Origin of the sequence: Citrobacter sp. R-1.5.2 (genome assembly GCF_035064245.1) — a bacterium.
GTDB lineage: Bacteria > Pseudomonadota > Gammaproteobacteria > Enterobacterales > Enterobacteriaceae > Citrobacter.
Genome location: NZ_JASEYC010000007.1, coordinates 173,799 through 199,191, shown reverse-complemented (window position 1 = coordinate 199,191; position 25,393 = coordinate 173,799). Strand labels below are relative to the sequence as shown.

The 25,393-nt window shown below is 52.0% G+C and carries 20 protein-coding genes; 11 read left to right on the top strand and 9 right to left on the bottom strand.

The genetic code is table 11. The annotated features are described in order from the left end of the window. Positions 1 to 95 precede the first annotated feature (95 nt). Positions 96 to 938: a 23S rRNA (adenine(2030)-N(6))-methyltransferase RlmJ gene (locus tag QMN38_RS14835; protein WP_271441281.1), complete on the bottom strand. Its 843-nt coding sequence runs from the start codon at positions 936 to 938 to the stop codon at positions 96 to 98. A 207-nt stretch (positions 939 to 1,145) separates the two neighbouring features. On the opposite strand from QMN38_RS14835, the gene prlC reads away from it, so the two are divergent. After that, positions 1,146 to 3,188 (top strand): oligopeptidase A, encoded by a 2,043-nt coding sequence (gene prlC / locus QMN38_RS14830; RefSeq protein ID WP_323605279.1) that lies wholly within the window; start codon positions 1,146 to 1,148, stop codon positions 3,186 to 3,188. 8 nt (positions 3,189 to 3,196) lie between these two features. After that, the gene (gene rsmJ / locus QMN38_RS14825) at positions 3,197 to 3,946 is read left to right on the top strand and encodes a 16S rRNA (guanine(1516)-N(2))-methyltransferase RsmJ (RefSeq protein ID WP_323605278.1); all 750 of its coding nucleotides are present in this window, start codon (positions 3,197 to 3,199) and stop codon (positions 3,944 to 3,946) included. A gap of 222 nt (positions 3,947 to 4,168) precedes the next feature. Here the strand turns inward: rsmJ and QMN38_RS14820 are convergent, their stop codons facing one another. Beyond that, positions 4,169 to 5,368, bottom strand: coding sequence for an NAD(P)/FAD-dependent oxidoreductase (locus QMN38_RS14820; RefSeq protein WP_271441284.1), 1,200 nt, complete (start codon positions 5,366 to 5,368; stop codon positions 4,169 to 4,171). A 231-nt stretch (positions 5,369 to 5,599) separates the two neighbouring features. Here QMN38_RS14820 and QMN38_RS14815 point away from each other — a divergent pair, with 231 nt between their 5' ends. After that, on the top strand, positions 5,600 to 6,103 hold the full coding sequence (locus QMN38_RS14815) for an RrF2 family transcriptional regulator (RefSeq protein WP_271448710.1): 504 nt from the start codon (positions 5,600 to 5,602) through the stop codon (positions 6,101 to 6,103). 86 nt (positions 6,104 to 6,189) lie between these two features. On the opposite strand, the gene dtpB is transcribed toward QMN38_RS14815, so the two are convergent. Together dtpB and uspA are read right to left on the bottom strand one after the other, a co-directional pair. After that, on the bottom strand, positions 6,190 to 7,662 hold the full coding sequence (gene dtpB / locus QMN38_RS14810; protein WP_271448709.1) for a dipeptide/tripeptide permease DtpB: 1,473 nt from the start codon (positions 7,660 to 7,662) through the stop codon (positions 6,190 to 6,192). Between the two features lie 281 nt (positions 7,663 to 7,943). After that, complete coding sequence (gene uspA, locus QMN38_RS14805) at positions 7,944 to 8,381, bottom strand: universal stress protein UspA (protein WP_137382013.1); 438 nt, start codon at positions 8,379 to 8,381, stop codon at positions 7,944 to 7,946. A 393-nt stretch (positions 8,382 to 8,774) separates the two neighbouring features. Between uspA and uspB the strand changes: the two genes are divergently transcribed. Beyond that, positions 8,775 to 9,110: a universal stress protein UspB gene (gene uspB / locus QMN38_RS14800; protein WP_003023371.1), complete on the top strand. Its 336-nt coding sequence runs from the start codon at positions 8,775 to 8,777 to the stop codon at positions 9,108 to 9,110. Between the two features lie 64 nt (positions 9,111 to 9,174). Here uspB and pitA read toward each other — a convergent pair whose 3' ends face one another. Next, a complete protein-coding gene (gene pitA, locus QMN38_RS14795; RefSeq protein ID WP_137382012.1) occupies positions 9,175 to 10,674 on the bottom strand; it encodes an inorganic phosphate transporter PitA in 1,500 nt (499 codons plus the stop codon). A 229-nt stretch (positions 10,675 to 10,903) separates the two neighbouring features. Between pitA and QMN38_RS14790 the strand changes: the two genes are divergently transcribed. Continuing rightward, positions 10,904 to 12,097 (top strand): BaiN/RdsA family NAD(P)/FAD-dependent oxidoreductase, encoded by a 1,194-nt coding sequence (locus tag QMN38_RS14790; protein ID WP_271448708.1) that lies wholly within the window; start codon positions 10,904 to 10,906, stop codon positions 12,095 to 12,097. A 143-nt stretch (positions 12,098 to 12,240) separates the two neighbouring features. Then, on the top strand, positions 12,241 to 12,912 hold the full coding sequence (locus tag QMN38_RS14785; RefSeq protein ID WP_271441287.1) for a FadR/GntR family transcriptional regulator: 672 nt from the start codon (positions 12,241 to 12,243) through the stop codon (positions 12,910 to 12,912). 10 nt (positions 12,913 to 12,922) lie between these two features. Here QMN38_RS14785 and QMN38_RS14780 read toward each other — a convergent pair whose 3' ends face one another. From QMN38_RS14780 to QMN38_RS14765, 4 genes are all read right to left on the bottom strand, one after another. After that, entirely contained in the window at positions 12,923 to 14,395 is a 1,473-nt protein-coding gene (locus QMN38_RS14780; protein ID WP_271456054.1) for a fructuronate reductase, read from the bottom strand. Positions 14,396 to 14,500: 105 nt separating this feature from the next. Continuing rightward, a complete protein-coding gene (uxuA, locus tag QMN38_RS14775) occupies positions 14,501 to 15,685 on the bottom strand; it encodes a mannonate dehydratase (protein WP_271441289.1) in 1,185 nt (394 codons plus the stop codon). A 20-nt stretch (positions 15,686 to 15,705) separates the two neighbouring features. Then, positions 15,706 to 16,731, bottom strand: coding sequence for a zinc-binding dehydrogenase (locus tag QMN38_RS14770; RefSeq protein WP_271454585.1), 1,026 nt, complete (start codon positions 16,729 to 16,731; stop codon positions 15,706 to 15,708). Continuing rightward, a complete protein-coding gene (locus tag QMN38_RS14765; RefSeq protein ID WP_048213619.1) occupies positions 16,703 to 17,992 on the bottom strand; it encodes an MFS transporter in 1,290 nt (429 codons plus the stop codon). The genes QMN38_RS14770 and QMN38_RS14765 overlap by 29 nt, the downstream gene beginning before the upstream one ends. Positions 17,993 to 18,540: 548 nt before the next feature. Here QMN38_RS14765 and QMN38_RS14760 point away from each other — a divergent pair. Genes QMN38_RS14760 through QMN38_RS14740 form a run of 5 tightly spaced genes read left to right on the top strand, consistent with a single transcriptional unit; the run spans position 18,541 to position 25,376 of the window. Then, entirely contained in the window at positions 18,541 to 20,031 is a 1,491-nt protein-coding gene (locus QMN38_RS14760; protein WP_323605277.1) for an MFS transporter, read from the top strand. Next, the gene (locus QMN38_RS14755; RefSeq protein ID WP_323605276.1) at positions 20,028 to 21,572 is read left to right on the top strand and encodes an FGGY family carbohydrate kinase; all 1,545 of its coding nucleotides are present in this window, start codon (positions 20,028 to 20,030) and stop codon (positions 21,570 to 21,572) included. Before QMN38_RS14760 ends, QMN38_RS14755 begins: the two co-directional genes overlap by 4 nt. Next, positions 21,569 to 23,248, top strand: a complete 1,680-nt coding sequence (locus QMN38_RS14750) for a glycerol-3-phosphate dehydrogenase/oxidase (RefSeq protein ID WP_323605275.1) — start codon at positions 21,569 to 21,571, stop codon at positions 23,246 to 23,248. The genes QMN38_RS14755 and QMN38_RS14750 overlap by 4 nt, the downstream gene beginning before the upstream one ends. Beyond that, positions 23,245 to 24,801: an FAD-binding oxidoreductase gene (locus QMN38_RS14745; protein WP_323605274.1), complete on the top strand. Its 1,557-nt coding sequence runs from the start codon at positions 23,245 to 23,247 to the stop codon at positions 24,799 to 24,801. Before QMN38_RS14750 ends, QMN38_RS14745 begins: the two co-directional genes overlap by 4 nt. Beyond that, positions 24,801 to 25,376, top strand: a complete 576-nt coding sequence (locus QMN38_RS14740; RefSeq protein WP_323605273.1) for a glycerol-3-phosphate responsive antiterminator — start codon at positions 24,801 to 24,803, stop codon at positions 25,374 to 25,376. Before QMN38_RS14745 ends, QMN38_RS14740 begins: the two co-directional genes overlap by 1 nt. Positions 25,377 to 25,393 lie beyond the last annotated feature (17 nt).

The following is a 25,393-nucleotide window of genomic DNA, read 5'->3' as shown; positions in this document are numbered from 1 at the left end:
TTCATGTTCATTGTAGGGCGGAGAAGCGTTATGCCATCCGCCAAAATATTCGCGATTGTATACCTGAAATTAAAAGGTTCCACCGATGGCTGCGATTACTCCGGCACGATCCAACTGACGGACGTGTGCCCGGTTCCTGCCGGAACCAGTTTGCTGTGTAGCCACGGCAGGACGTTGTTCATCTGCTGTTCCAGCTTCCACGGCGGGTTAATCACAATCATGCCGGAAGCCGTCATACCGCGCTGATCGCTGTCCGGGCGAACCGCCAGCTCAATTTGCAGGATGCGACGAATGCCGGTGTCTTCCAGATCATGAATCATACGTTTGATTTGCTGACGCAGGACTACCGGATACCACAGTGCATAGGTACCGGTTGCGAAACGTTTGTAACCTTCGCTGATGCCGGCAACGACGGCCTGATAGTCGGACTTAATTTCGTATGGGGGATCGATAAGGATCAATCCGCGGCGAGAAACCGGCGGTAATTTTGCTTTTAACTGCTGATAGCCGTCGGCTTTAGCGACGCGCGCACGTTCGTCTTTCTGGAACTCGGAACGCAGTAGCGGAAAATCGCTTGGATGCAGTTCTGTCAATTGCAGGCTGTCCTGCTCACGCAATAACTGGCGGGCAATCAGCGGAGAACCCGGGTAGTAGCGCAGCTGACCACTCCGGTTGAAATGTTGCACGACCGAAATATAGGGTTCCAGTTCAGCAGGTAAATCGTCCTGCTGCCAGATACGGGCGATGCCTTCCAGATATTCACCGGTACGTTCGGCATGCTCACTGCTCAGCTGATAACGGCCAGCCCCGGCATGGGTGTCCAGATAGAGAAACGGTTTTTCTTTCTCTTTGAGCGATTCAATGATCAGGCTCTGAACGGTGTGTTTAAGGACGTCGGCGTGGTTGCCTGCGTGATAACTGTGGCGATAACTGAGCATGGGTAATGAAATTCCGCTGAAATGACGATTTGCCACAGTTTACAGCAGATCGGCACAGATTACCCGTAGGCCCGGTAAGCGCAGCGCCACCGGGCGTCTTTCCATCACGGTTAGCATTGAAATCCTCTACACTTAACCCCATTCTACAAATAATATGCACAGCGCCGGATACGCGCTTCATTCACTCTTTTCAACAGGACCGCGCTAATGACCAATCCATTGCTGACTCCCTTCGAACTGCCACCGTTTTCTAAAATTCAGCCTGAGCATGTCGTGCCCGCTGTGACTAAAGCGCTAAACGATTGCCGCGAAAACGTTGAACGCGTGGTTGCGCAGGGTGCGCCGTATACCTGGGAAAATCTCTGCCAGCAGTTGGCGGAAGTGGACGATGTCCTGGGACGTATTTTCTCTCCGGTCAGTCACCTGAATTCGGTGAAAAACAGCCCGGAGCTGCGCGAAGCCTACGAACAAACGCTGCCGCTGTTGTCTGAATACAGCACCTGGGTTGGGCAACATGAGGGGCTGTACAAAGCCTACCGCGACCTGCGTGATGGCGATCATTACGCCACCCTGAACACCGCGCAGAAAAAAGCGGTCGATAATGCACTGCGTGATTTTGAGTTATCTGGCATTGGCTTGCCGAAAGAAAAACAACAGCGCTATGGCGAAATCGCGACCCGTCTGTCTGAACTGGGTAACCTGTACAGCAACAACGTGCTTGATGCGACCATGGGCTGGACCAAACTCGTCACCGACGAAACTGCGCTTGCCGGGATGCCGGAAAGTGCGCTGGCCGCCGCTAAAGCTCAGGCCGAAGCCAAAGAGCAGGAAGGTTATCTGCTGACGCTGGACATCCCGAGTTACCTGCCAGTAATGACCTACTGCGATAACCAGGCTCTGCGTGAAGAGATGTACCGCGCTTATTCCACCCGTGCATCTGACCAGGGGCCAAACGCGGGCAAATGGGATAACAGCCCGATAATGGAAGAGATCCTCGCGCTGCGCCACGAACTGGCTCAACTGCTGGGCTTTGAAAGCTACGCCTTTAAATCTCTGGCCACGAAAATGGCGGAAAACCCGCAGCAGGTGCTCGAATTCCTGACGGATCTGGCCAAACGTGCGCGTCCGCAGGGTGAGAAAGAGCTGGCCCAACTGCGCGCCTTCGCAAAAGCGGAATTTGGCGTTGATGAGCTGCAGCCGTGGGACATCGCGTACTACAGCGAGAAGCAAAAACAGCACCTATACAGCATCAGCGACGAGCAGTTGCGTCCTTACTTCCCGGAAAACAAAGCGGTTAACGGCCTGTTTGAAGTGGTTAAGCGCATTTACGGCATTACCGCGAAAGAGCGTACTGATGTAGACGTCTGGCATCCGGAGGTTCGCTTCTTTGAACTGTACGATGAAAACAACGAGCTGCGCGGCAGTTTCTATCTGGATCTGTACGCGCGTGAACACAAACGCGGTGGGGCGTGGATGGACGACTGTGTCGGCCAGATGCGTAAAACCGACGGTACGTTGCAAAAACCGGTCGCTTATCTGACCTGTAACTTCAACCGTCCGGTGAACGGTAAACCGGCGCTGTTCACCCACGATGAAGTGATCACCCTGTTCCATGAGTTTGGTCACGGCCTGCACCACATGCTGACCCGCATCGAAACGGCCGGCGTTTCGGGTATCAACGGTGTGCCATGGGATGCCGTTGAACTGCCGAGCCAATTTATGGAGAACTGGTGCTGGGAGCCAGAAGCGCTGGCGTTTATCTCCGGTCACTATGAAACCGGTGAACCGCTGCCGAAAGAATTACTGGATAAAATGCTGGCGGCGAAAAACTACCAGGCGGCGCTGTTTATTCTGCGTCAGCTGGAATTCGGCCTGTTTGATTTCCGTCTGCATGCTGAGTTTAACCCGCAGCAGGGGGCGAAAATCCTTGAAACCCTGGCAGAGATTAAAAAGCAGGTTGCTGTAGTGCCAGGGCCGACATGGGGCCGTTTCCCACACGCTTTCAGCCATATTTTTGCGGGCGGCTACGCAGCGGGTTATTACAGCTATCTGTGGGCTGATGTCCTGGCGGCTGACGCGTTCTCTCGCTTTGAAGAAGAGGGGATTTTCAACCGCGAAACCGGACAGTCGTTCCTCGATAGCATCCTGACTCGTGGGGGTTCTGAGGAGCCAATGACGCTGTTCAAACGCTTCCGTGGCCGTGAACCTCAGCTCGACGCCATGCTGGCGCATTACGGCATCAAGGGCTGATTGTTCGCGTGAAAATTTGTTTACTGGATGAAACGGGCGCCGGAGACGGCGCCTTATCTGTCCTGGCCGCCCGCTGGGGGCTGGAGCATGATGCAGACAACCTGATGGCGCTGGTGATGACGCCGGAACATCTGGAACTGCGCAAGCGAGACGAACCGAAACTCGGCGGCATTTTCGTTGATTTTGTCGGCGGGGCGATGGCCCATCGGCGTAAGTTTGGCGGTGGACGAGGCGAAGCGGTGGCGAAGGCTGTCGGCATTAAAGGCGATTATCTGCCAGACGTGGTGGATGCTACCGCAGGACTGGGACGCGATGCGTTTGTGTTGGCCTCCGTTGGCTGCCATGTACGGATGCTGGAACGTAATCCGGTGGTGGCGGCGCTGCTCGACGATGGCCTGGCCCGTGGTTATGCCGACCCGGAAATCGGGCCGTGGTTGCAGGAGCGATTACAACTGATCCATGCGTCCAGTCTGACGGCGTTGACCGATATCACGCCGCGCCCGCAGGTGGTGTATCTCGACCCGATGTTCCCACATAAGCAGAAAAGTGCGCTGGTGAAAAAAGAGATGCGCGTGTTTCAGTCGCTGGTGGGGCCAGACTTAGATGCCGATGGGTTGTTGATGCCAGCACGTCAGCTGGCGACTAAACGTGTTGTGGTGAAGCGCCCGGATTACGCGCCGCCGCTCGCGGATGTGGCGACACCCAATGCGGTAGTCACCAAAGGGCATCGCTTTGATATTTACGCCGGGACGGCGTAACGTGTTGGCCGCATCCTGTTTGATGCGCTGAATCGCCTGATGGCGCTACGCTTATCAGGCCTACGGCTGAGTGTGGTTTGAAAGCCGGATAAGGTGTTACCGCAGTGGTGTCGATAATCGCCTGATAGTTTGTAGGCCGGATAAGGCGTTACCGCAGTGGTGTCGATAATTGCCTGGTAGTTTGTAGGCCGGATAAGGCGTTAGCCGCATCCGGCGATTCGACTACACGAATGGAGCCAGCGGATCGGCAATCTCAAACGCCACGGTCTTGTCAGCCTTCGGTGGATATATCAACTCACTGACAATTGAGACCTTCAGTTTTTTCGCCTCTGCACGCGTCAGTTTCACCTGCTGATCCCACCCTTCGGTATACACCGCGCCCCATGCACCAAGATCCAGACAGGTAACGTAGTTTTCCTGACGGTACGGCAGTGGCGCAACGTTTAGCAAGCTGGCTGCCGCGTTATTTCCGGCAAATTTGCCCAGTAAAATAGCGTGCTGACAGGTCATTAGCGCGTGATTGCCTTTGTCATCGGTGGCGGCGTAAGCCACATCGCCGGTGGCATAGATATCATCATGGCCGATGACCTGAAGGTTAGCGTCCACATGCAGGCGACCCTGGCGATCGCGCGGTGCGTCAATTTGCGCCGTTAACCCGTTTGCCTGGACGCCAACCGTCCAGATAACGGTCTGTGAGGCGATGGTCTGCCCATCTTTCAGCGTGACGCCGGAGGCATCCACGCACTCCACTTCCGCATTGACCCGCCATTCGACGCCCAGTTCAGCGGAGGCTTCGATAATGACGTCACGTAATTCCGGGCTCCAGCGCCCGCCTGGTTGAGCGCCGCGTTCAACTACGACAACTCTGGTCTTAGCATCAGCACCCAATATTTCGCGCAAACGCCCCGGTAATTCCAGCGCCATCTCAATCCCGGTAAAACCGCCGCCGCAGACTACCACGGTATTGCGCGCGTCACTTTCCGGTTTCTGTGCCAGATCTTTCAGGTGTTGTTCCAGTACAGCTGCGCTTTCCAACTGATCGAGGTCGAAGGCGTGTTCGGCAGCACCGGTAACCCTGGTGCGGTCGACGTGGCTACCGCTGGCGAGAACCAAACGGTCGTAATGGCGCAAGTGGGTTTCACCGTTGACGTCTTTCCAGCTGACTTCTTTAGAGGCCGGGAGGATCTGCTCAACGTGACCTTGCAGGAAGTTAACGCCGGTAGCGTCGAATAAGGGTTGCAGCGGGGCGACCAGCGTGTGGACCGCGCTTTCATAAAAACGCGGGCGTACACGCAGCTCTGGCTGTGGCGCAATCACCGTAATATCAATGGTCTGCTGGTTTTTCTCCGCCAGACGTGCGGCGCTCAATGCTGCCCACATACCGGCAAAACCGGCACCCACGATCAGAATTTGTTTCTGCATTAGTTTTATCTCACTGGTGACTACGATTTATTTACTCGGATTTTATTGGTCGTAGTTATGGATTGCAATGCGATCCTGATCCTTTTTTCATTATTGTGCCGGGTTGTTTTATTATCTATTTGATAAATATCTATTTATATTTTTATTCTTATGCAGGGTTACTCTGTTCTCTGGAATGCATTAGATGAAAAAGCTACAATAAACTCAGATTCATTTTGGCTGAGATAAAAAATGGCATTTTACAGTTCCGGGGTTGAGTACGGCATCCATAGCCTGATGTGTATGGTCGACAGCAAAGGCGACGCGCGGGATATGAGCGTGCGAGAAATTGCCGAACTACAAAGCGTGCCGTATGACTATCTGGCAAAAATCTTCACTCGTCTGTCGAAAGCAGGTCTGGTGCGCAGTATCGAGGGTAAGGGCGGCGGGTTCCAGTTGGCCAAACCCGCGGAAGACATCACTGTGCTGGATGTGGTCAATGCCATAGATGGCGATAAGCGTATTTTTGAATGTCGTGAAATTCGTCAGCGTTTAGCCGTTTTTGAGGAGCATCCGCCAGAGTGGGCTTGTGAAGGCATTTGCGGCGTACGTTCAGTAATGGACATGGCGCAACAGCGCATGGAAGAAGCACTTGGCCAGCATACCATTCTGGATTTGGCTCGTAAGATGTACCGCAAAGCGCCGGACACCTTCGTAGTGGAAGTACAGGAGTGGATTGCCGCGCGCAAAGGGTAATGCATTGAAAATGCCCAATAGCGCAAAGCGATCGGGCATGTTGAATGTAGGCCGGATAAGGCGTAAGCCGCATCCGGCACTGAAGATTATTGCTCGGTACTCGGCGTATTAATCATCCGGTTCAGCCATGGCACCATAATCGCCATCACAACCGTTACCGCCAGGGTCACCAGGCCTATTTTACTGAACACGTTGGTGTAGATAGGCAGGGTCTGGAGTGGATCGGTTATGTTTTCCGGTACCGCGGTGAACGTTGCGACGTAACCCCCCATCAGGAAGGCTGCTGCCTGCGTCAGGAACCACATCCCAAGAATAAAGCCCATCAGGTGTTGTGGCACCAGCGCGGCGACCATTGCCAGTCCCAGGGCGCTAATCAGCAGTTCACCCAGACTCTGGAACAGATAAACCAGCACGATAAACCACGGAGACGTCAAACCCTGAGCATCGGCAAACCACATTCCGGCTGCGGCGGCAGTCAGGAAGCCTAGTGAGCACAGGAACATGCCAAGCGTAAACTTCATCGGCATGGTCAGATCTTTGCCTTTGTTACCCAGACGGGTATAAATCGCGGCCAGGACCGGGCTTGCCAGTACTACCCAGAAAGGGTTCAGCGCCTGGAAACTCACCGGGTTGATGGTAATACCGAGAATTTCATGATGCACGTTATTGATGGCAAAGAAGTTCAGTGATGTCGGCATCTGTGCATACAGCACGTAGAACACCACCGCTTCCAGCATCAGGATAAAGGCCACGAACATCTTATTGCGTCCGGTTTTATCCAGTTTGAATGCCTGACGGAAGAAGATAATGGTGACGGCAATCGACAGTACGATCAGCACCAGGTTGGCAACTTTAACGTTGTGCATCAGCCAGGCGCAGATGAATACCATCACCACCGTACCAGCCAGCACATAGAGCAGGTTACGGAAATTCAGCGGCTTATGATCGGGTTCAGAACCGATATTCTTTACCATTCCACGGCAGGCAAAGTAGACCAGTAGTGCAACGATAAGCCCGGCACCGCACAGGTTATAGGTAACGGCGTAGCCAAACTTATCGGCAATCACCGGTGCCAGCGACAATGACAACAGCGAACCGATGTTGATCGACATATAAAACAGGGTAAAAGCACCGTCCAGACGTGCGTCTTTCGGGGGATAGCATTTTGACAGCAGGCTTGCCGGGTTGGCTTTAAACAGCCCGTTACCCACGGCAATGGTACCCAGTGCGACAAAAATCAGGTCGGGCTTGAGCAGTGACATCCCGGTCATGAAGTAACCAAGTGCCAGCACGATAGCGCCAAGCACCAGCGTGCGTTTGGTCCCTAAAAGATGGTCGCCGACATAACCGCCGATGGAGATCAGGCCGTATACCAATGCAGCAAACGCGCCAAAGGTGACAAATGCCTGTTCCTGAGAAAATCCGAGTTGCTTAACAAAAAATACCGCCAGGATGCCCTGAACGCCGTAATAGCCAAATCGTTCCCATAATTCCACAAAGAAGATCATGAAGAACGGACGAGGTTGCTGCAGCAAGCCCGTAGGTGCAGTTTTATTCATATTCCATCGCCTTTCAAAGCCATCCCGAAAAGTATGAACGCGTATGCTTAAACGCGCCGAAAAAGTCTTGTTTTGTTATAGACTGCGGCGATTAGCCGTAAGGGTAGATTATTATAGAGATAGTTTTCGATCCAATTAGTTGATCACACTAATTATGATTTATTTGTTGGATTGATGTACTAATTGTGTCCGAATGATAAAAACAAAAACGCCCGCATAGGCGGGCGTTTACAGGCTTTAATGCTTGCAGTGGGCCGGGTTATTCCCCGGCAGCAAGTATTTTATGCTTCTTCTTCGTCACGCAGCGGAACAATCAACATGTCGACGTGAACGGTGTTGATCAGTTGACGCGCGGAGGACATCAGTTTGCTCCAGAAATCCTGGTGGTGGCCACAAACGACGAGATCCATGTCGTATTTTTTGATGGCATCGACCAGGACCTGGCCCAGGTCACCGCTACCGCTCAGGGTTTCGGTGATTGGGTAGCCTGCATTGGTGGACAGCTCGGTTAACGCGTGGTGGGTTTCTTCAGAAATGCGTTTCTGCATGTCGCCCAGATTCACGTCGATTAGCCCGGTGTACAGGTCGGAATAGTTTACGTCAACGTGGATAAGGGAGACTTTCGCATTGTAAGGCCGCGCCATAGAGACCGCTTTTTCAACCAGAACTTTGCTTTCTGGAGAAAGATCAACCGCGATAAGAATGTGTTTATAAGCCATAGTGTTACTCCTTCCATAAGTTGTCGATGACTAGCCTGCTGGCGTTCATTTGCCGCCGCGTCATCCGCGTCCTGCGAACTTTGTGCGCGGGGCTAGCCCAGTCGTAAAAACGTACCTTTTAAGGACTATCCTTACATTATAGCGACCGGGATAATCCGTCAATCCGCCTTGCTTGCCAAGTAGTTAAACAAATTTTTTAGTTAATTGCATTGATAGTGATTAACCTTCTGGCAAAAAAATTAACTAATCTCCTACACTATTTAGAGAGGCGTTCGGATGCGTGACACTAACACGAGCGGTTTCGGTTGTACTCTTCACTGAATGGTTTGGCAGGGTATCGGGGAGCGGTAGTCCCGGAAAGGAGTTCCGTGGGCGGGTCGCCGGGGAGGAGATATGATAAGCACCATTGCGTTATTCTGGGCTTTATGTGTCGTTTGCATTGTTAATATGGCGCGTTATTTTTCTTCGCTACGCGCACTGTTAGTGGTACTTCGTGGTTGCGATCCATTACTTTACCAGTATGTCGATGGGGGCGGCTTTTTTACCTCGCATGGGCAACCTAACAAGCAGATGCGTCTGGTGTGGTATATCTACGCTCAGCGTTACCGTGATCATCATGACGATGAGTTTATTCGCCGCTGTGAGCGGGTTCGCGGTCAGTTCATCCTTACCAGCGCGTTATGTGGGCTGGTGTTAATCAGTATGGTCGCGCTGATTATCTGGCACTGATTTCTACGACAGATATAAAAAAAGCGGGTCAGTTTCCTGACCCGCTTTTTTACTGTGCATGCGCTTAGATTAGCTTCAGGGAGAGCCAGTACAGCACCCCGGAAAGGATAATCGCTGCTGGCAGGGTGAAGACCCAGGCCATCAGAATGCTGGTTACCGTTTTACGCTGCAAACCGCCACCGTCAACAACCATCGTCCCTGCAACAGAAGAGGAGAGAACGTGAGTGGTGGAAACAGGCATACCGGTGTAACTGGCGAGACCGATAGAGACTGCGGCAGTCATCTGTGCCGACATCCCCTGAGCATAGGTCATGCCTTTCTTACCGATTTTCTCACCGATAGTGGTCGCCACGCGACGCCAGCCAATCATCGTACCGCAGCCCAGAGCCAGGGCAACAGCCATGATAATCCAGACGGGGGCGTACTCGATGGTGCTCAGCATGTCGGTTTTCAGTTTCTTCAGCAGGCGCTGATCGTCGCTGCTTACGCCAGGCAGTTTCACGACTTTATCGGTCGTATCAGAAATGCACAACATAATGCGACGCAGCTGGCTACGCTGCTCAACGCTTAACTTGTCGTAGGTTTCCAGGTTTGCCAGCATACCTTTCGCACGCTCAAGCGCGTTGATGGTATTTGCCGGGTGACAATGGAACTCTGCCGGTGTCGTTGTCGCCGTTTCCGTCGGAGACGGAATCAACTGATCAACGCCGGTCGCCTGCTTGAGCAGATCAGGGCGCTGCTGGAAGTAGGTTTCGACGTTATTGATAGCATCACGGGTACGCGTAATTTCGTAACCAGAAGCATTCATATTCACCACGAAGCCTGCAGGCGCTACGCCAATCAGTACCAGCATTACCAGACCAATACCTTTCTGCCCATCGTTAGCGCCATGAGAGAACGCCACACCAATAGCGGAGAGGATCAGCGCGATACGCGTCCAGAACGGCGGCTTTTTCTTACCGTCTTTCTTTTCACGCTCTGCTGGAGTCAGGTGAATACGCGCCCGCTTCTTGGTGCCGTTCCAGTAACGACGCAGCAAGAAGATCAGACCGCCAGCGAACACCAGACCGACAATAGGGGAAATGATCAGCGAACCGAAAATATTGAGCACTTTCGGGATGTTAAGTGCATCCACCACTGAAGTCCCGTTCATCAACGCATTGGTTAAACCAATACCGATGATCGCGCCAATCAGCGTGTGGGAGCTGGATGCAGGCAGACCAAAGTACCAGGTACCGAGGTTCCAGATAATTGCCGCCAGCAGCATGGAGAACACCATGGCGAGGCCATGTGAAGAACCCATGTTGAGCAGCAGATCCGTTGGTAGCATATGCACGATGGCATAAGCTACGCTGAGACCACCCAGCAAAACACCAAAGAAGTTGAACAACGCAGCCATAACCACCGCCAATTGCGAACGCATTGCACGGGTATAGATCACGGTTGCGACAGCATTGGCTGTATCGTGGAAGCCGTTAATTGCTTCGTAGAACAGCACAAAAGCCAGAGCAAGCAATAATAAAAGCCCGGTATGTAAATCCAGGCCAGCAAACAAATGTAGCATAGGACGTTACGCCATTTTGAGGACATGAACGCGGCGCATTATCAGTGACTTTGGCGGCGCGGGCAAAGTGAAATATAGAGTTTTTTTGATTTGTCTCCTGCTTTGTTTTACACCACTAAAGAATTATCCTATAGAATTCAGATAAATACCTATTATTGATAGTTTGGTGCTGGTGCGACCACTGAGGAATCTTTACAATTCACGCCCGCTTTTTAGAGAGGATCGCAACGTGGAAAGGTTTGATACCGTTATTATAGGCGCTGGCGCAGCGGGTATGTTCTGTGCCGCGCAGGCAGGGCAAGCAGGCAGTCAAGTACTGCTGATTGATAATGGTAAAAAGCCTGGACGTAAGATCCTCATGTCCGGCGGAGGACGCTGCAACTTTACCAATCTTTATGTGGAACCGGCCGCATATTTGAGTCAAAACCCGCATTTTTGCAAATCGGCGCTGGCTCGCTATACGCAGTGGGACTTTATCGATCTGGTGGGGAAACACGGCATTGCCTGGCACGAAAAAACGCTCGGTCAGCTGTTCTGCGATGATTCGGCCCAACAAATCGTCGATATGCTGGTTGCCGAGTGCGAAAAGGGTAACGTTACGATGCGGTTACGTAGCGAAGTCCTGAGCGTCGCACGAGATGATAACGGCTTCATTCTGGAACTGAACGGGATGACGGTCGGGGCGAAGAAATTGGTTATTGCCTCCGGTGGGCTTTCCATGCCGGGTTTGGGGGCAACGCCGTTTGGTTATAAAATTGCCGAACAGTTTGGACTGAAGGTGTTGCCGACGCGCGCAGGCCTGGTGCCCTTTACGTTGCATAAGCCACTGCTGGAGCAGCTTCAGGTGCTCTCTGGTGTGTCTGTTCCTTCCGTTATCACCGCTGAAGATGGCACCGTATTTCGTGAAAACCTGCTCTTTACGCACCGTGGGCTTTCAGGTCCGGCCGTTTTGCAAATTTCCAGTTTTTGGCAGCCCGGCGAATTTGTCAGCATTAATTTGTTGCCGGATGTTGACCTTGCGAGCTTTCTCGACGAACAACGAAGCGCACATCCAAATCAGAGCTTAAAGAACACGTTAGCGATGCAGTTGCCGAAACGTCTGGTGGAGTGCCTGCAGCAATTAGGGCAAATCCCGGATGTGACGCTGAAACAACTTAACGTACGCGATCAGCAAACGCTGGTGGAGACGCTAACTGAATGGCGGGTGCAGCCGAACGGTACCGAAGGGTATCGCACAGCGGAGGTCACGCTGGGTGGTGTAGATACCAACGAACTGTCTTCGCGCACGATGGAAGCCCGCAAAGTGCCAGGGCTGTACTTTATTGGTGAAGTGATGGATGTCACCGGCTGGTTGGGTGGGTATAACTTCCAGTGGGCGTGGTCGAGCGCCTGGGCATGCGCACAGGATTTGGTGTCTGCATAAGTGAAAGACTCTGTCTGCACACAATAAGAAAAAATATCATCGTGATGTGTGATACATGAACTGACTCTGACGTGCGTTTCTTAACTCCAGGAATGATATGATAAATCAGTTAAAAATCGCACAGATAAGAGAACGGGAGACACATGGTTATTCCTGAGGTAAAACAGGAGCGGCTCTATCAAAAGATAGCCAATCTCATCATTAAGCTCATCAATGATAGTATTTTTCCGCCGGGAAGCTTCTTACCACCCGAACGTGAGCTGGCGAAGCAACTTGGTGTAAGTCGCGCATCGCTCAGAGAAGCGCTGATTGTGCTGGAGATTTCCGGATGGATCACCATCCAGTCAGGTAATGGTGTGATTGTTGCGGATAAAAAGCATTCCACCAGTGATTATTCGATTGAAGAAATTCTCTATTCACGTGAGTTGGTCGACAGCCATTGCGCGCGTCTTGCTGCTCAGGCCGGGAAAGATGATCTCATTAGCCAGCTTGAAGCACTGCATCTCAGCATGGAAAAGGCCATAAGCGAAAACAATGTGCATGGTTTTTATTCCCTCGATAAGCAATTCCATCTGACAGTATCAGAGGCCAGCCAGAACCGCGTACTGCTTGATATGTCGCGAATGCTGTGGGAACAGCGCGTTAATATCCCGTATGCCGGGCTGGACAAACGTTCCGGCAATCGGGATGTATTAACCAGCATGAATACACAGCATAAAGCGATTGTGGATGCGATCCGCCAGGCTGATGCTGACGGTGCTTACCAAAAATCGCTGGAACATCTGGCCTATGTCAGACAGATTGTGGGTCTTTAATAACACCACGCTATTGGCTTAGAGCGGCTACCGCTGCACGTGCGCCTACGCTGTGCAATTGCTGACAGGCAGCGGTTACGCGTTCGATAAAGTCTGCGTTATCGCAAAGGTCTCTCCCAAAGATAGTGTCAATGGCTAACAGCGCCCGGACACGTTCTTCTATTGATGGATACTGTTGATAAATAGCCTGATACTGTGCTGACAGCGGATCTATCACCTCAATCGGATGACCTTGTTCATCCACACCGCTGATGTAGCGCATCCAACCGGCGACTCCCAACGTCAGATGGCGAGCGTCTTCGCCTTTTTTCAGATGGAGTCGAATGGGGTCCAGCAAGCGTTGCGGTAATTTTTGGCTGCCATCCATCGCAATTTGCCAGGTTCGGTGCTTCAGTGATGGATTAGTAAAGCGCGCGATCAACAGCTCTGCATAAGCCGCAAGGTCTGTTCCTTCCGGCATCGACAGCGTCGGCGCTTGTTCATTGAGCATCAAAGCCAGCGCAGCGTTGCGATACGCCGGGTTAGTCATCGTATCGGCAATCGTTTCGTAACCGCCCAGATAACCAAGATAGGCCAGGAAAGAGTGGCTGCCGTTGAGCATGCGTAACTTCATCATCTCAAATGGCACCACATCTGCTACAAACTGTGCGCCCACGCGATCCCAGTCAGGGCGTCCATTGACAAAGTTATCTTCAATCACCCACTGACGGAACGGCTCACAGGCAATGGCACAGGGATCATCTACCCCAAGCTGTTCAGCGATTTGCGCTAACGTCTCTTCTGTTGCTGCCGGAACGATGCGGTCGACCATTGTGCATGGGAACGTTGCCTGTTCGGCAATCCACTCAGCCAACTGCGGATCGCGCTCGGCGGCTAAACCCAGGACAGCGGTTTTTGCGACGTGACCATTTTCTCGAACGTTGTCGCAGGACAGCACAGTAAAAGCTTTCAATCCCTGCTGACGGCGAAGAGCGAGGGCTTCGACGATATAACCCATTGCTGATTTGGGGGACTGTGGGTGAGCAATGTCGTGCTGGATAAACGGATGATTCAGATCCAGCTCGCCGCTGGCGGCATCCGTGCAATATCCTTTTTCGGTGATGGTCAGCGAAACGATGGCCGTTTCTGGACGGGCCATTGCGTGGATAATGGCTTCACAACCGTCAAATTCAGGATGCAGCGCTTCTTTCATCGAGCCAATGATTTTAAGCTCTGTCGTTTGTGCTCCGCGCTCGGCAACGGTGTATAGCAGATCCTGCGCCTTCAGGTTTTGAATCAGTGTGGCATCGTTTCCGGGCATCAGGTTGACCTCACAGATACCCCAGTCGCTGTCACTGCTTTCCAGCAAATGATGTGTATAGAGCGCCTGATGAGCGCGGTGAAAAGCACCGCAACCAAGATGTACGATGCGCGAAACAAGGCGTGAACGATCCCAGCGTGGGCGTGGGGTGGAAATCTGGGCGGTGGCGAGATTCTTGTCCATGACAAACTCCTGTCATTGATGATCTTCTTTGATAATGCGCTATCAAAGACCGGTCCTGACTGAAAGTGAAAAACCGCATGGCGGGGATACCATGCGGCAATGTGGTTACTGATTGAAGAAGGCGCGCTGGATAGCCAGTTCAACACCGCGTACTTCAGCCAGGCCTTTAAGGCGACCAATAGCGGAATACCCTGGGTTGGTTTTCTTTTTCAGATCATCAAGCATTTGATGACCATGGTCTGGTCGCATGGGGATAAGTGAGGCGTTGCCTTCCGCTTTACGCCGCTGTTCTTCTTCGACTATCGCTTTCACGACGCTGTACATATCGACATCCCCGGAAAGATGCGCCGCCTCATGAAAGGTTTTGGGATTATCTTCGCGTTGTGTGGAACGCAGGTGCGTAAAGTAAATCCGCGGGCCGAACTGTTTGATCATATCAACCAGATCGTTGTCTGCGCGTACACCGTAAGATCCTGTACACATCGTAAAACCGTTGGCAGTACTGTTTACGGTATCCACCATCCACTGCATATCTTCTACAGTAGAAACGATGCGCGGCAGGCCAAGAATTGGGCGCGGCGGATCGTCCGGATGAACCGCCATACGTACACCCACTTCTTCCGCAACGGGGATAATGGCTTTCAGGAACCAGGCAAAATTTTCCCGTAAGGCCGCTTTGTCGATATCTTTATAGGTTGCAAGGTGGCTACGGAATTGGTCCAGCGTATAGCCTTCCTCGGCACCTGGCAGACCGGCAATGATATTTCGCGTCAGCCGGGCTTTGTCCTCTTCGCTCATATCCGCAAAACGCTGGTGAGCCTGTGCAATTTCCTCCGCGCTGTAGTCCGCTTCCGCACCGGGACGCTTGAGGATATGCAGTTCAAAGGCGGCAAACTCAATCTGGTCAAAACGCAGAGCCTTTGAACCATCGGGTAGCACATACTCCAGGTCGGTACGGGTCCAGTCCAGAACCGGCATGAAGTTGTAGCACACGGTAAAGATGCCGCAGTGGGCGAGATTGCGCAGCGTCTGCTGGTAATTCTTGATCCACAGGTCGTACTGGCCCGTGTGGGTCTTGATGTCTTCATGGATCGGCACGCTTTCCACGACCGACCAGACCAGACCCGCTTTTTCCACGATCGCTTTGCGTTTGAGAATTTCTTCTACGGACCAGACTTCACCGTTTGGAATATGGTGCAGTGCAGTTACCACACCCGTTGCACCGGCTTGACGAACATCGGACAACGACACGGGATCGTTCGGGCCATACCAACGCCAGGTTTGTTCCATCGCTTTATCTCCTGGAAAAATTAATGAAAGGTCGCATTGATCTTCAGATAGCGTTCCGGGTATTGATCGAGTTCCTTCACGGCGTCAGGCACATCATCAATATTCACCACCTTGCTGACGACATCCGCAGGATTAATGTTCAGCGTAGCCAGCATCTGTAACGCTTCTTCGAATTCGCCAGCACTGGTACGTGATCCGCGCAGATCCAACTCTTTAAACGTGATCAGGTTAGTGGGTAACGATGTCTCCTGTTTTGGCCAGCCGGTGAAAGCAATACGACCCGCAAACGAAGCAAGATCCAGCGTTTCGCGAATTGCACTGTTGGCACCAGATGCTTCGACGACAACCTGTGCCATCGTCCCCTGCGTGATATCTTTTATCGCCTCAACAACCTGGGTGTTCGACGGATTGATGACGTAAGGCACGCCCAGCGATTTTGCGTACTGAAGTCGTTCGTCCACGATATCGATCAGAATTGGCGTCGCACCGTAGCGCAATGCGCTCAATGCAGCCATCAGACCAATCGCACCGGCTCCAATAATGGCGATATGCTCCCCGGCCGTCAGTTTGGCGCGATGTAACGCATGCAGTGCGATAGTCAATGGTTCAGCCAACGGAGCCATCTCAGTGGCGACGTCATCCGGGATTTTGTGAATCAAATGCGCGGGGTGAGCAACCACCTCCTGCATTGCACCATCAATATGTACGCCAATGACCTTCAGGTTTTCACAGCAATTTGTTCTCCCCACTGAACAGGGGTAGCAATGACCACAATAAATATAAGGATCAACAATAACGCGGTCACCTTCCTTAATATTTGCTGGCATGCCATTGCCTTGTTTAATAACAATACCCGTGACTTCATGTCCAATAATACGTGGATAGGTCACCAGGGGGTTGGTGCCGCGAAATGCACCTATATCAGAGCCACATATTCCAGCAGCATCAACTTTTATTAATACTTCATTATCTTTCTTTTCTGGGTAATCAACCCAACGAGTTTCAATTTCACCAGGTTTATTGATGTAGACAGCTTTGACTTTCATTTGTTTTTAATCCTTTATTTTTGACAAATACGAATACCAGACAGCTGGAAACAATCGCAATAGCACCAGCCAGATAGAATGCGTAATCATATTTACCGCTGAACTGAACAATAAACCCGGTGACCAGAGGGCCAATAATTCCGGATATATTTGCCAGCCCATGCATGGCGCCACCGACGCTACCCACTTTATCTTTGTGCACGACATCCTGAATAACTGCCCAATAAATAGGTCCAGTCAAATACAGCAGGAATAACGAGACTGACATCAATCCAACGGCACTGCCGATAGTGGTAACCGTTCCAGAAACCGCCACACAGATTGCCGCTCCAGCCAGGCAAACACCGAGAATGAGACGGCGAGAAAGCAGGGCGTTGCCCGTTACCCGATAGATAAAGTCAGAGCATACGCCACCCAATACCATGCCGATTGCACCAATTACCCAGGGGATCACCGTTGCAATACTGATTTCTTTAATATCAAGGTGTAGCGAGTGGTTCAGATAGCTTGGGAACCAGGTCAGGAAGAAAAAGAGTATGTAGTTATAGCTGAAGAAGGCCAGCGTCGTTGCCCACACCATCGGCTGCTTCATGTAGTAGCCGAGAGAAGGCATCGCTTTACCGTCATCCGCTAAAATGATGTCATCATGGTTTTCAAAATCGACACGTTCTTCCGGGGCGAGGTGTTTACTTTTTGAGGGTTTATCACTGGCAATGAAATACCAAAGTAATACCCAGGCTAAACCAAACAGGAAAATAATACCGAATGCCGGACGCCAGCCTAATGAAAGAGCCAGCAGGCCAACTACTGGACCGGAAATTGCGCCGCCCAACGGCGAGCCTGCGCTGAAAATACCGATGGCAGTGGCAGATTCTTTACGCGAAATCCAGTTGTTGATAATTTTATTACCTGCAGCACTGACCGGTCCTTCAGCCATGCCGAATAATACGCGAACAGCCAGCATAGTCCATAAGCCAGTAACCAGACTGGTCATCCCACAAAATACTGACCAGAGTAATGCGGCGACCAGAAATACTGTTTTGGGGCCAAATCGGTCACTGGCCCAGCCACCGATAAAGTTAAACAGTGCATAACCAACAAAGAATGCGCTGAATATCATACCCATTTCAGCAGCATTGAATCCTAATTCCTTTTCGATGAGTGGAGCGGTGATCGACAATGCTGAACGATCCATATAGTTAAGCATGTAAACTATAAAAAGAAGAAAAACGATAAGCCATCCCATTGTTTTTCTTTTCATGATATATCCTCTTATTGTGGTCTAGCGGCCTGACCACAATATTTAAAAGCTATTTTAAGATCACCATTCTTTTGATACGAATGTGATCAACATAACGAAAAATTAGCGCGTTAAATAATCACGATCAAATGCCTGTTGACATATCTTTATGAATTTTAAGGTTTTTGATGTTAACGGTGAAAATTAGGATAAAAACGAGCTTCGTATTCAACACCTATTTTGGGTGGATATTGCAATAGCTTCGTACAGGGAAAACGGCGAACGTTCAGCGCAAATCAGTCAACCAGCGCAGCGGCCAGGTACAGTCACAGTGGTATCCCACCCGCTGAGAACGGAAAAAGGGTTCATAACGATCTCTTTTTGTAATGTTTTATTAACATTTGAGCTACATGTCACAGAATCAACGATGGGACTAAAAGTCGCTTTGACACGCTTTGGGTTACCTTCTAGAGTGGAAAAATACAGATTTTAGATAAGAGACTATCTGTGAAATTAAGATGGTCTCTTATTGCATTTTTTTAGCTAATGGCGACCTTCTTCCGAATATTATGAAGGGGAAAGCCATGTCCGCATGTTCATTCTCAAATCCGATAAAAATCCGTGGTGTAGATGATGTTATTAATTGCATCGATGCCAGGGGAAAAATCAGTGGCAGAGCTGGTGTTATTTGGTGGTTGGCACTAGGCGGTCTTTTTCTTGATGCTTTTTCAAATTCAGCCCTCAGTGCTGGATTAAACCCAATGACCCGCAATTTAAATCTTACTGCGACCGAAGTTGCACTACTCACCTCATTTTCATCGTGGGTTGCCATATTATTTAATCCGATTGGCGGCTGGATTGCCGATCGCTGGGGGCGTGTGCCACCGCTGATTATTGCCAAAATAATGGCGGTGATTGGTGCTTTGTTGGTGATGTCATCTTCCAGTTTTAGCACGATTATCGTAGGTCGCTTCTTTGTTGGTGTCTCTTACGGGATGGACTTTGCTGTGGCAATGGCCATGCTGGCAGAGTTCACGCCTGTGAAACTCAAAAGCCGTCTAAATACCTGGCAGGGTGTCTGGTATGTTGCCGTTTGTTTAAATTTGGTATTAGCGCTGATGTTTTACTCATGGGACGTAGGTGATGCCATCTGGCGTTATTCTATTGCTGTAACGGCGTTATGTGGACTCATCGTTCTATTTTTCCAGTTCCGCTATTTAGTGGAAAGCCCGGTTTGGCTGGCAAGGAAATCCCGATTACCTGAAGCTATCGTTGCCATGAATAAAATATACGGTGACCAATTTATTCTGGCGCCGAAAGCAGAACAGAAACCCGTTATTGGGCAGGCTGAAAAAGGTGCAAAAAATGTGCTGTTAATATTTCGTGGCGTCTATTTACCACGTACGATTCTGGCTTCGACCGTTCAAATCTGTCAGTCGATCCAATATTTTGGTGTGGGCTGGTATTTGCCGGTTATTAGTGCTGCGATGTTTGGTAAAAACTTTGTTTACGCAACCTTGTGTTCACTATTTTTTAACGTTTTCGGTATCGTTGGCGGTTTCTTATCTCCCGCCATTGGCCGCCGTCTGGGGTTGCGTCGCTCCTCGGCGATCGGCTTTGCCGTGGCCTTCCTCGTGCTACTCACGCTGGGTCTGTTCAGTGACACTATGCCACTTTGGGCCTCTTTGTTGGTACCTGCATTGTTTATTCTTTGTCACTCAGGTGGACCCGGTGCAAACGGGAAAAGCCTGTCGTCACTCTCTTTTCGCAGTGAACTGCGGGCTGGCGCGAACGGCGTGGTCGGTGCGCTCGGGGCAATAGGTGCGGCGCTTGGGCTGTTTATTTTCCCGGTCTTCCGTGATTTGTATGGCCTGCAAACGACCTTCCTGATCATGTCTGCCGTGCCGCTGTTTGCGAGCATTATCTGTTTTGTTATTCCGTGGGACCCCACTCGCACCACTATTCAGCCGGATAACGAGCCAGGTGCACCGCAGTTCGAATCACCCCATTCATCTTATCCAGAGTCGATGGCCCCAGAATCAAACAGGAGTACGAAATGAGTGAATACGAAGATGTCATTCTGGCTATCGATGAAGGTACATCGGGGACCCGTGCGGCAGTTGTTGCACAAAATAGCCAGGTTCACTGCCTGGAATACCAGCCGCTTCAGGTCAGTAGTCTGCGTCATGGTGTGGTGGAACAAGATGCTGACGAGGTCTTGCAGGCCACTATTGAGGTTTGTCGCAAAGCGATAGCTAACGCGCAATGCAACAAGATGCGCATTGTGGCGCTGGCGATTGCGACCCAACGCTCAACGGCAGTGCTGTGGGATGCGCAAACGGGCAAGGCATTAACTCCGGCGATGGTCTGGCAGGATGCGCGTTTCAACGATGAACTGGCCCAGCTAGCCCCTGAATGGGATGCAAAACTGCTGCCGCTGATTGGGCGACCGGTTGGGATACGCTCTCCTTATCTTTGGGCGTCGCACCATCTTGCCAATACGCCTGCGGTGGCGAAGGCGTATCAGGCTGGAACACTGGTCTTTGGTACCGTTGATAGCTGGTTGCTTTGGCATTTGGCGCAGGAGAAAAAAAGTGTCACCACACCGACAAATGCCACCTCTGCTGGCGCGTATTGCCTCAAAGAGCATCACTATCATTTGCCATGGCTACAGACCCTGGGCTTCCCGGCGTCATTGTTGCCTGAATTACATGACGATGCCGATGACTTCGGCACCACGCGTGAAGATATTCTGGGGATTAGCGTGCCAATCCTGGCCTGTGCAGGGGATCAGTTTGCAGGGGCAATTGGGCTGGGGTGTACCGAGCGAGGGCAGGCTTTTTGTATGCATGGCACTGGCAGCTTTGTTGATTTAATGATGGGGCCAACGGTACCAACATTGCAAAAGGGTTGTGAAAGTACGCTCACCATGACGGCGCGCCGCCAAAAAGGGCTTTCGCATTTCTCTGTCGAAACCTTTGTCCCCACTACCGGTTCGGCGCTCAACTGGGTGTGCGAAAAGCTGCATTGGTTTGACTCACCTGAACAAATCAGCGAGCTGGCCGCGCAGGCCAGCGACGCGGGTGGCGTAAGTTTTATTCCGGCGCTAACGGGGCTACGCGTACCCCATCTCCAGCCTCATGCCCGTGCGTCCCTGAACGGTATCTCAATCTCGACCACGCGCTCGCAGGTGGCCTACGCGATTCTGGAAGGGATTGCGCATTCGGTCGCGGCCTGTATTCGCGCAAATGAAGCGGCAACCGGGATCCCCACAAAAGAGTTGGTGGTCGGGGGAGGGTTATCAAATAGCGATACGCTATTGCAAATCCAGGCCGATCTTAGCGGTATTCCCGTGCGGCGAATGGCCGAAACGGCGCGGGCAAGCTTACGTGGCGTTGCGTTTTTGGCCGGTGCCAATGGGCTGCTGTGGGACTCGCTGTCGGATGCCTGCGCCATGCTAAAAACCGCGCGGCTATTTGAGCCGAAAATCAGTCATGACCTTCGCGAACAAAAAATTAACCGCTGGGCGATGCGTATTGCACTCGAAATGGAAGCCGCCGACAGCCTCACCTCAGCTAATCAGGAGCACACTTACTCATGAAGTTTTTCCCTTCGCGAAAGCCCAACAAAACCTGTAGTGAGATGTACGGTGCGGAGCCATTACGTCTCCAGCGTGCTGAACAACTGGATCGACTGGAAAGCGACACCTACGACATTCTGATTGTCGGTGGCGGTGTAACCGGAGCCTACGCGGCGTTGGATGCCAGCCTGCGTGGCTACCGGGTGGCGCTGATTGAGAAAAGTGACTTTGCCTCAGGCACTTCATCAAAGTCATCGAAAATGGTACACGGCGGTCTGCGCTATATCGAACAAGGAAATCTGGGACTGGTTCGCCACTCTTTACTCGAACGCCAGCGTATGCGGAGGAATGCCCGTCATCTGGTGCAACGGTTACCCTTTTTATTCCCGGTACTCGATAAAAATGGCGTATTCGACAAGCGGATGTCCGCTGCATTTGAAAGCCTGCTCTGGACCTACGACCTTGCGGGAGGATGGCGGGAAGGCATCCTTCACCAAAAATTGACCCCTGCGGAAGTGCTGTCGCATTGCCCGACGCTCAAAGAAGAACAGCTATCCGGTGGTTTTATGTATTTCGATGCCCGCGTCGACGATGCCCGACTTACGTTGGCATTGGTGCGCACGGCGGCGTTTCATGGCGCGGTGGTGACCAACCACGCGGAAGTCATCGAAACCACGCGTGACCGGCACGGCAAAGTGAATGGGGCCATCGTTTATGCCGATGGCAGAGAAATTCAGGTCAATGCGCGGGTTGTCATCATGGCGACGGGCGTCTGGCTGCGTGACTGGAATGGACTGAAAAAAGGTGATGCATCGCCGCTGAATATCCGTCCTGCCAAGGGGGTACATGTTGCTATTCCGTGGATGAAGATCCGCAATGATTGCACGGTGACGATCCCGGTTGCCGGGCGCAGTCGCCGTGCGACGATCACCCGTTGGGGCAACGTTTCCTATTTGGGTACCACGGATGAGGATTATCAGGGCGATCTCAATGATGTTCACTGCAATCGCGCTGAACTGGACTTTCTGCTGGAAGGGGCGAATTCGGCATTGAAAACCGATCTCCGCCCGGAAGACGTGGTGGGAAGTATCGCCGGTTGCCGCCCTCTTGTGGGGACGGCGGGAGGCAAGACCGTTGAGATGAAACGTAATCATGAAATCACGGTTGCGGCAGATGGTCTGATTACGATTGTCGGCGGCAAACTGACGACATCACGTCATATGGCAGAAGAGACCATCGATGCCGCCAGCAAAATACTCGGCCGTAAAAAGGCCTGCTCAACCAAAACCGCCTGGTTGCTGGGGGCGGCGGGCTATGACCCGCAGGCGATTCTGGCATCGGGCGGTTTGTCTGCGCACCTGGGGGAGCGCTACGGGACTGAAGCGCATTTTGTCAGTGACCTTATCCAGTCCAATCCCTTACTGGCAAAGCCAATTGTGGAAGGGCTTCCCTATACCGAAGCGGAAGTGGTGTATGCCGTGCGCCATGAACTCGCCAGCACCATTGATGATGTGTTATCGCGCCGAATTCGTGCCCGTCTGATGGCTCGTGATGCGTCAGCGAATGCTGCGGAACGCGTGGGGGAAATTCTGCAACAAGAGCTCAAGCTTCAGCCTGAACAGGTGGCAAAACAGGTAGCCAGCTATCAGGCGGCAATTAAACATGAAAAATCAACACTTATGGGGACATCCGAATGATCAGTAAAGAAGCGATTAAACGCGGTTACAACCGTGGAAACTATACCGTTGGTGCACATACTCGCCCCGTATGGGCAACGGATATCACCAGCAGCAGCGGCGCAAAAGGAATGCAGGTAGATCCCGTTGCGGTTAGCGAAGCGACGTGTGACCGGCTGCGGGTGATTGCTGATGAGGTGCTGACGTCGGAGTCTGATGTGATTACCTGGACCCGCGACTGGTGGGCCGGATCGATGATTGCGGAAACCCAGGGCGCGCCCGCCACCTCAAAAGGCGTGATTGTACGCGTTTCTACCGTAGAACAGATTCAGGACGTAATGCGCCTCGCCAGTGAATCCGCTATTCCGGTCACAGTTTCTGCCGGGCGCAGTAACGTCACTGGTGCCGCATTGCCGTTGCGGGGGGGCATCGTACTGGATGTTTGCGAACTCAACAAACTTATCGACTTCGATCCACAAAGCCAGATTGTTGACGTTGAAGCCGGCATGTTCGGCGACATTTTTGAACAAACTATCCAAAAAGAGTACGGCATGACGATGGGCCACTGGCCGTCATCGTTTGGTATCAGTACCGTGGGCGGTTGGGTGGCCTGTCGTGGCGCGGGACAGCTGTCGACCCGCTACGGCAAAATTGAAGATATGGTTTATGGGATGGATGTCGTCCTTGCCGATGGCCGCTTAATCACCGTGGGTGGCTATGCGCGTAGCGCAACGGGGCCTGATTTACAGCAGATTTTTATTGGTTCTGAAGGCACATTGGGTGTGATTGTCCGTGTGCGTCTGAAACTGCATCGATTACCTGACTATGGCCGTGCCATCGCCTGGGGATTCTCCAGTTTCGCCAGTGGACTTGAGGCATGCCGTGAAATTTTACAGCATGGCGCGAACCCCGCAGCGTTGCGCCTGTACGATAACCTGGAAAGTGGCGTGCAGTTTGGTCTGCCAGAGACCAATGTCCTGTTGATTGCGGATGAGGGGGAGCCTGAGATTGTCGATGCGGTGCTGGCTATCAGCGAACGTGTGTGCCAACGCAGCGGACAACAACTCGACGGCGAGGCTATTTTTGAACGCTGGCTGGACACCCGATATCTGACCGGAAAAAGTGCTGAAGGCTTTAAAAAGAGCCCGGGTCTGGTGGCGGATACACTGGAAATGGTGGGACGTTGGCGCGATCTGAGCGACGTGTATGATGATGTGGTGGCTGCGATTAACGCCGTACCCGGCACGCTGGCCGGTTCGGCGCATCAGTCTCACGCCTACATTGACGGCGCATGCCTCTATTTCTCATTGCGCGGTGATGTGGCGATTGAGCAACGTGCGGCCTGGTACCGTGCGGCATGGGATGCAGCGAATGCGGTGCTAATTAAGCACAACACCTCCCTTAGCCACCATCATGGTGTTGGTCTCCTGCGTTCGCCTTATATGCAGGCTTCTTTAGGCGAATCGCTTTCCGTTCTGGCGGATATCAAATACGCGCTGGATCCGAAAAACATCCTTAACCCTGGCAAACTGGGGTTAAGCGTCGATCTTCCTTCACATCAGGCAGGTCAATAATGATCAAAAATCTTGGCGTGCTCCTGGCACGCCAGCCCGTCATCATGGCGATTTACGGTATTGAGCAATTGAAAACCGCGCTGTCCAGCAAGGCGGAAGTCTGCATTATTGCCAATATTGACCTGATTAAGCTCCATCCGGTGATAGAACTGCTGTCGAAGGCGGGGAAGTACGTCATCGTGAATATCGACAGCTGCAATGGGCTGTCCCAGGATAAGGGCGGCATTGATTATGTGGCCGAAACGGGAGCGATGGGGTTGCTTTCGACGCGTTTACAAACCGTGCAGCGTGCGAAAAAGTGTGGACTGGTGACGATGCAGAAAATCTTTGTCACCGACCGTTCCACCTGGTTACGTAGCCTGAAAGCCGTAGAACAAAGCGAACCCGATTACGTGCAACTGATGCCTGCGCAGATGTTGCCGCTACTCCCACAGGCTGACCGTAATGTGTTGCCGCCGATAGTGGCATCAGGCTTCGTCTGTAACGAGGAACATGCTCAAACGGCGCTGTTACACGGCGCGATAGCTGTTTCGAGCAGTGATAGCGCGTTATGGGATATAGACCTTCACAGTTAGAACACCGGGAGCCCGAC

Excerpts from the sequence above, each read along its gene's own strand:
- QMN38_RS14745 (WP_323605274.1), top strand. The coding sequence starts at position 23,245 with ATGATCAGTAAAGAAGCGATTAAACGCGGTTACAACCGTGGAAACTAT.
- QMN38_RS14815 (WP_271448710.1), top strand. The coding sequence starts at position 5,600 with ATGGCATTTTACAGTTCCGGGGTTGAGTACGGCATCCATAGCCTGATG.
- QMN38_RS14835 (WP_271441281.1), bottom strand. The coding sequence starts at position 938 with ATGCTCAGTTATCGCCACAGTTATCACGCAGGCAACCACGCCGACGTC.
- QMN38_RS14780 (WP_271456054.1), bottom strand. The coding sequence starts at position 14,395 with ATGGACAAGAATCTCGCCACCGCCCAGATTTCCACCCCACGCCCACGC.
- uxuA (WP_271441289.1), bottom strand. The coding sequence starts at position 15,685 with ATGGAACAAACCTGGCGTTGGTATGGCCCGAACGATCCCGTGTCGTTG.
- QMN38_RS14770 (WP_271454585.1), bottom strand. The coding sequence starts at position 16,731 with ATGAAAGTCAAAGCTGTCTACATCAATAAACCTGGTGAAATTGAAACT.
- uspA (WP_137382013.1), bottom strand. The coding sequence starts at position 8,381 with ATGGCTTATAAACACATTCTTATCGCGGTTGATCTTTCTCCAGAAAGC.
- dtpB (WP_271448709.1), bottom strand. The coding sequence starts at position 7,662 with ATGAATAAAACTGCACCTACGGGCTTGCTGCAGCAACCTCGTCCGTTC.
- QMN38_RS14755 (WP_323605276.1), top strand. The coding sequence starts at position 20,028 with ATGAGTGAATACGAAGATGTCATTCTGGCTATCGATGAAGGTACATCG.
- pitA (WP_137382012.1), bottom strand. The coding sequence starts at position 10,674 with ATGCTACATTTGTTTGCTGGCCTGGATTTACATACCGGGCTTTTATTA.
- QMN38_RS14750 (WP_323605275.1), top strand. The coding sequence starts at position 21,569 with ATGAAGTTTTTCCCTTCGCGAAAGCCCAACAAAACCTGTAGTGAGATG.
- QMN38_RS14740 (WP_323605273.1), top strand. The coding sequence starts at position 24,801 with ATGATCAAAAATCTTGGCGTGCTCCTGGCACGCCAGCCCGTCATCATG.
- uspB (WP_003023371.1), top strand. The coding sequence starts at position 8,775 with ATGATAAGCACCATTGCGTTATTCTGGGCTTTATGTGTCGTTTGCATT.
- QMN38_RS14765 (WP_048213619.1), bottom strand. The coding sequence starts at position 17,992 with ATGAAAAGAAAAACAATGGGATGGCTTATCGTTTTTCTTCTTTTTATA.
- QMN38_RS14760 (WP_323605277.1), top strand. The coding sequence starts at position 18,541 with ATGAAGGGGAAAGCCATGTCCGCATGTTCATTCTCAAATCCGATAAAA.
- QMN38_RS14785 (WP_271441287.1), top strand. The coding sequence starts at position 12,241 with ATGGTTATTCCTGAGGTAAAACAGGAGCGGCTCTATCAAAAGATAGCC.
- prlC (WP_323605279.1), top strand. The coding sequence starts at position 1,146 with ATGACCAATCCATTGCTGACTCCCTTCGAACTGCCACCGTTTTCTAAA.
- QMN38_RS14820 (WP_271441284.1), bottom strand. The coding sequence starts at position 5,368 with ATGCAGAAACAAATTCTGATCGTGGGTGCCGGTTTTGCCGGTATGTGG.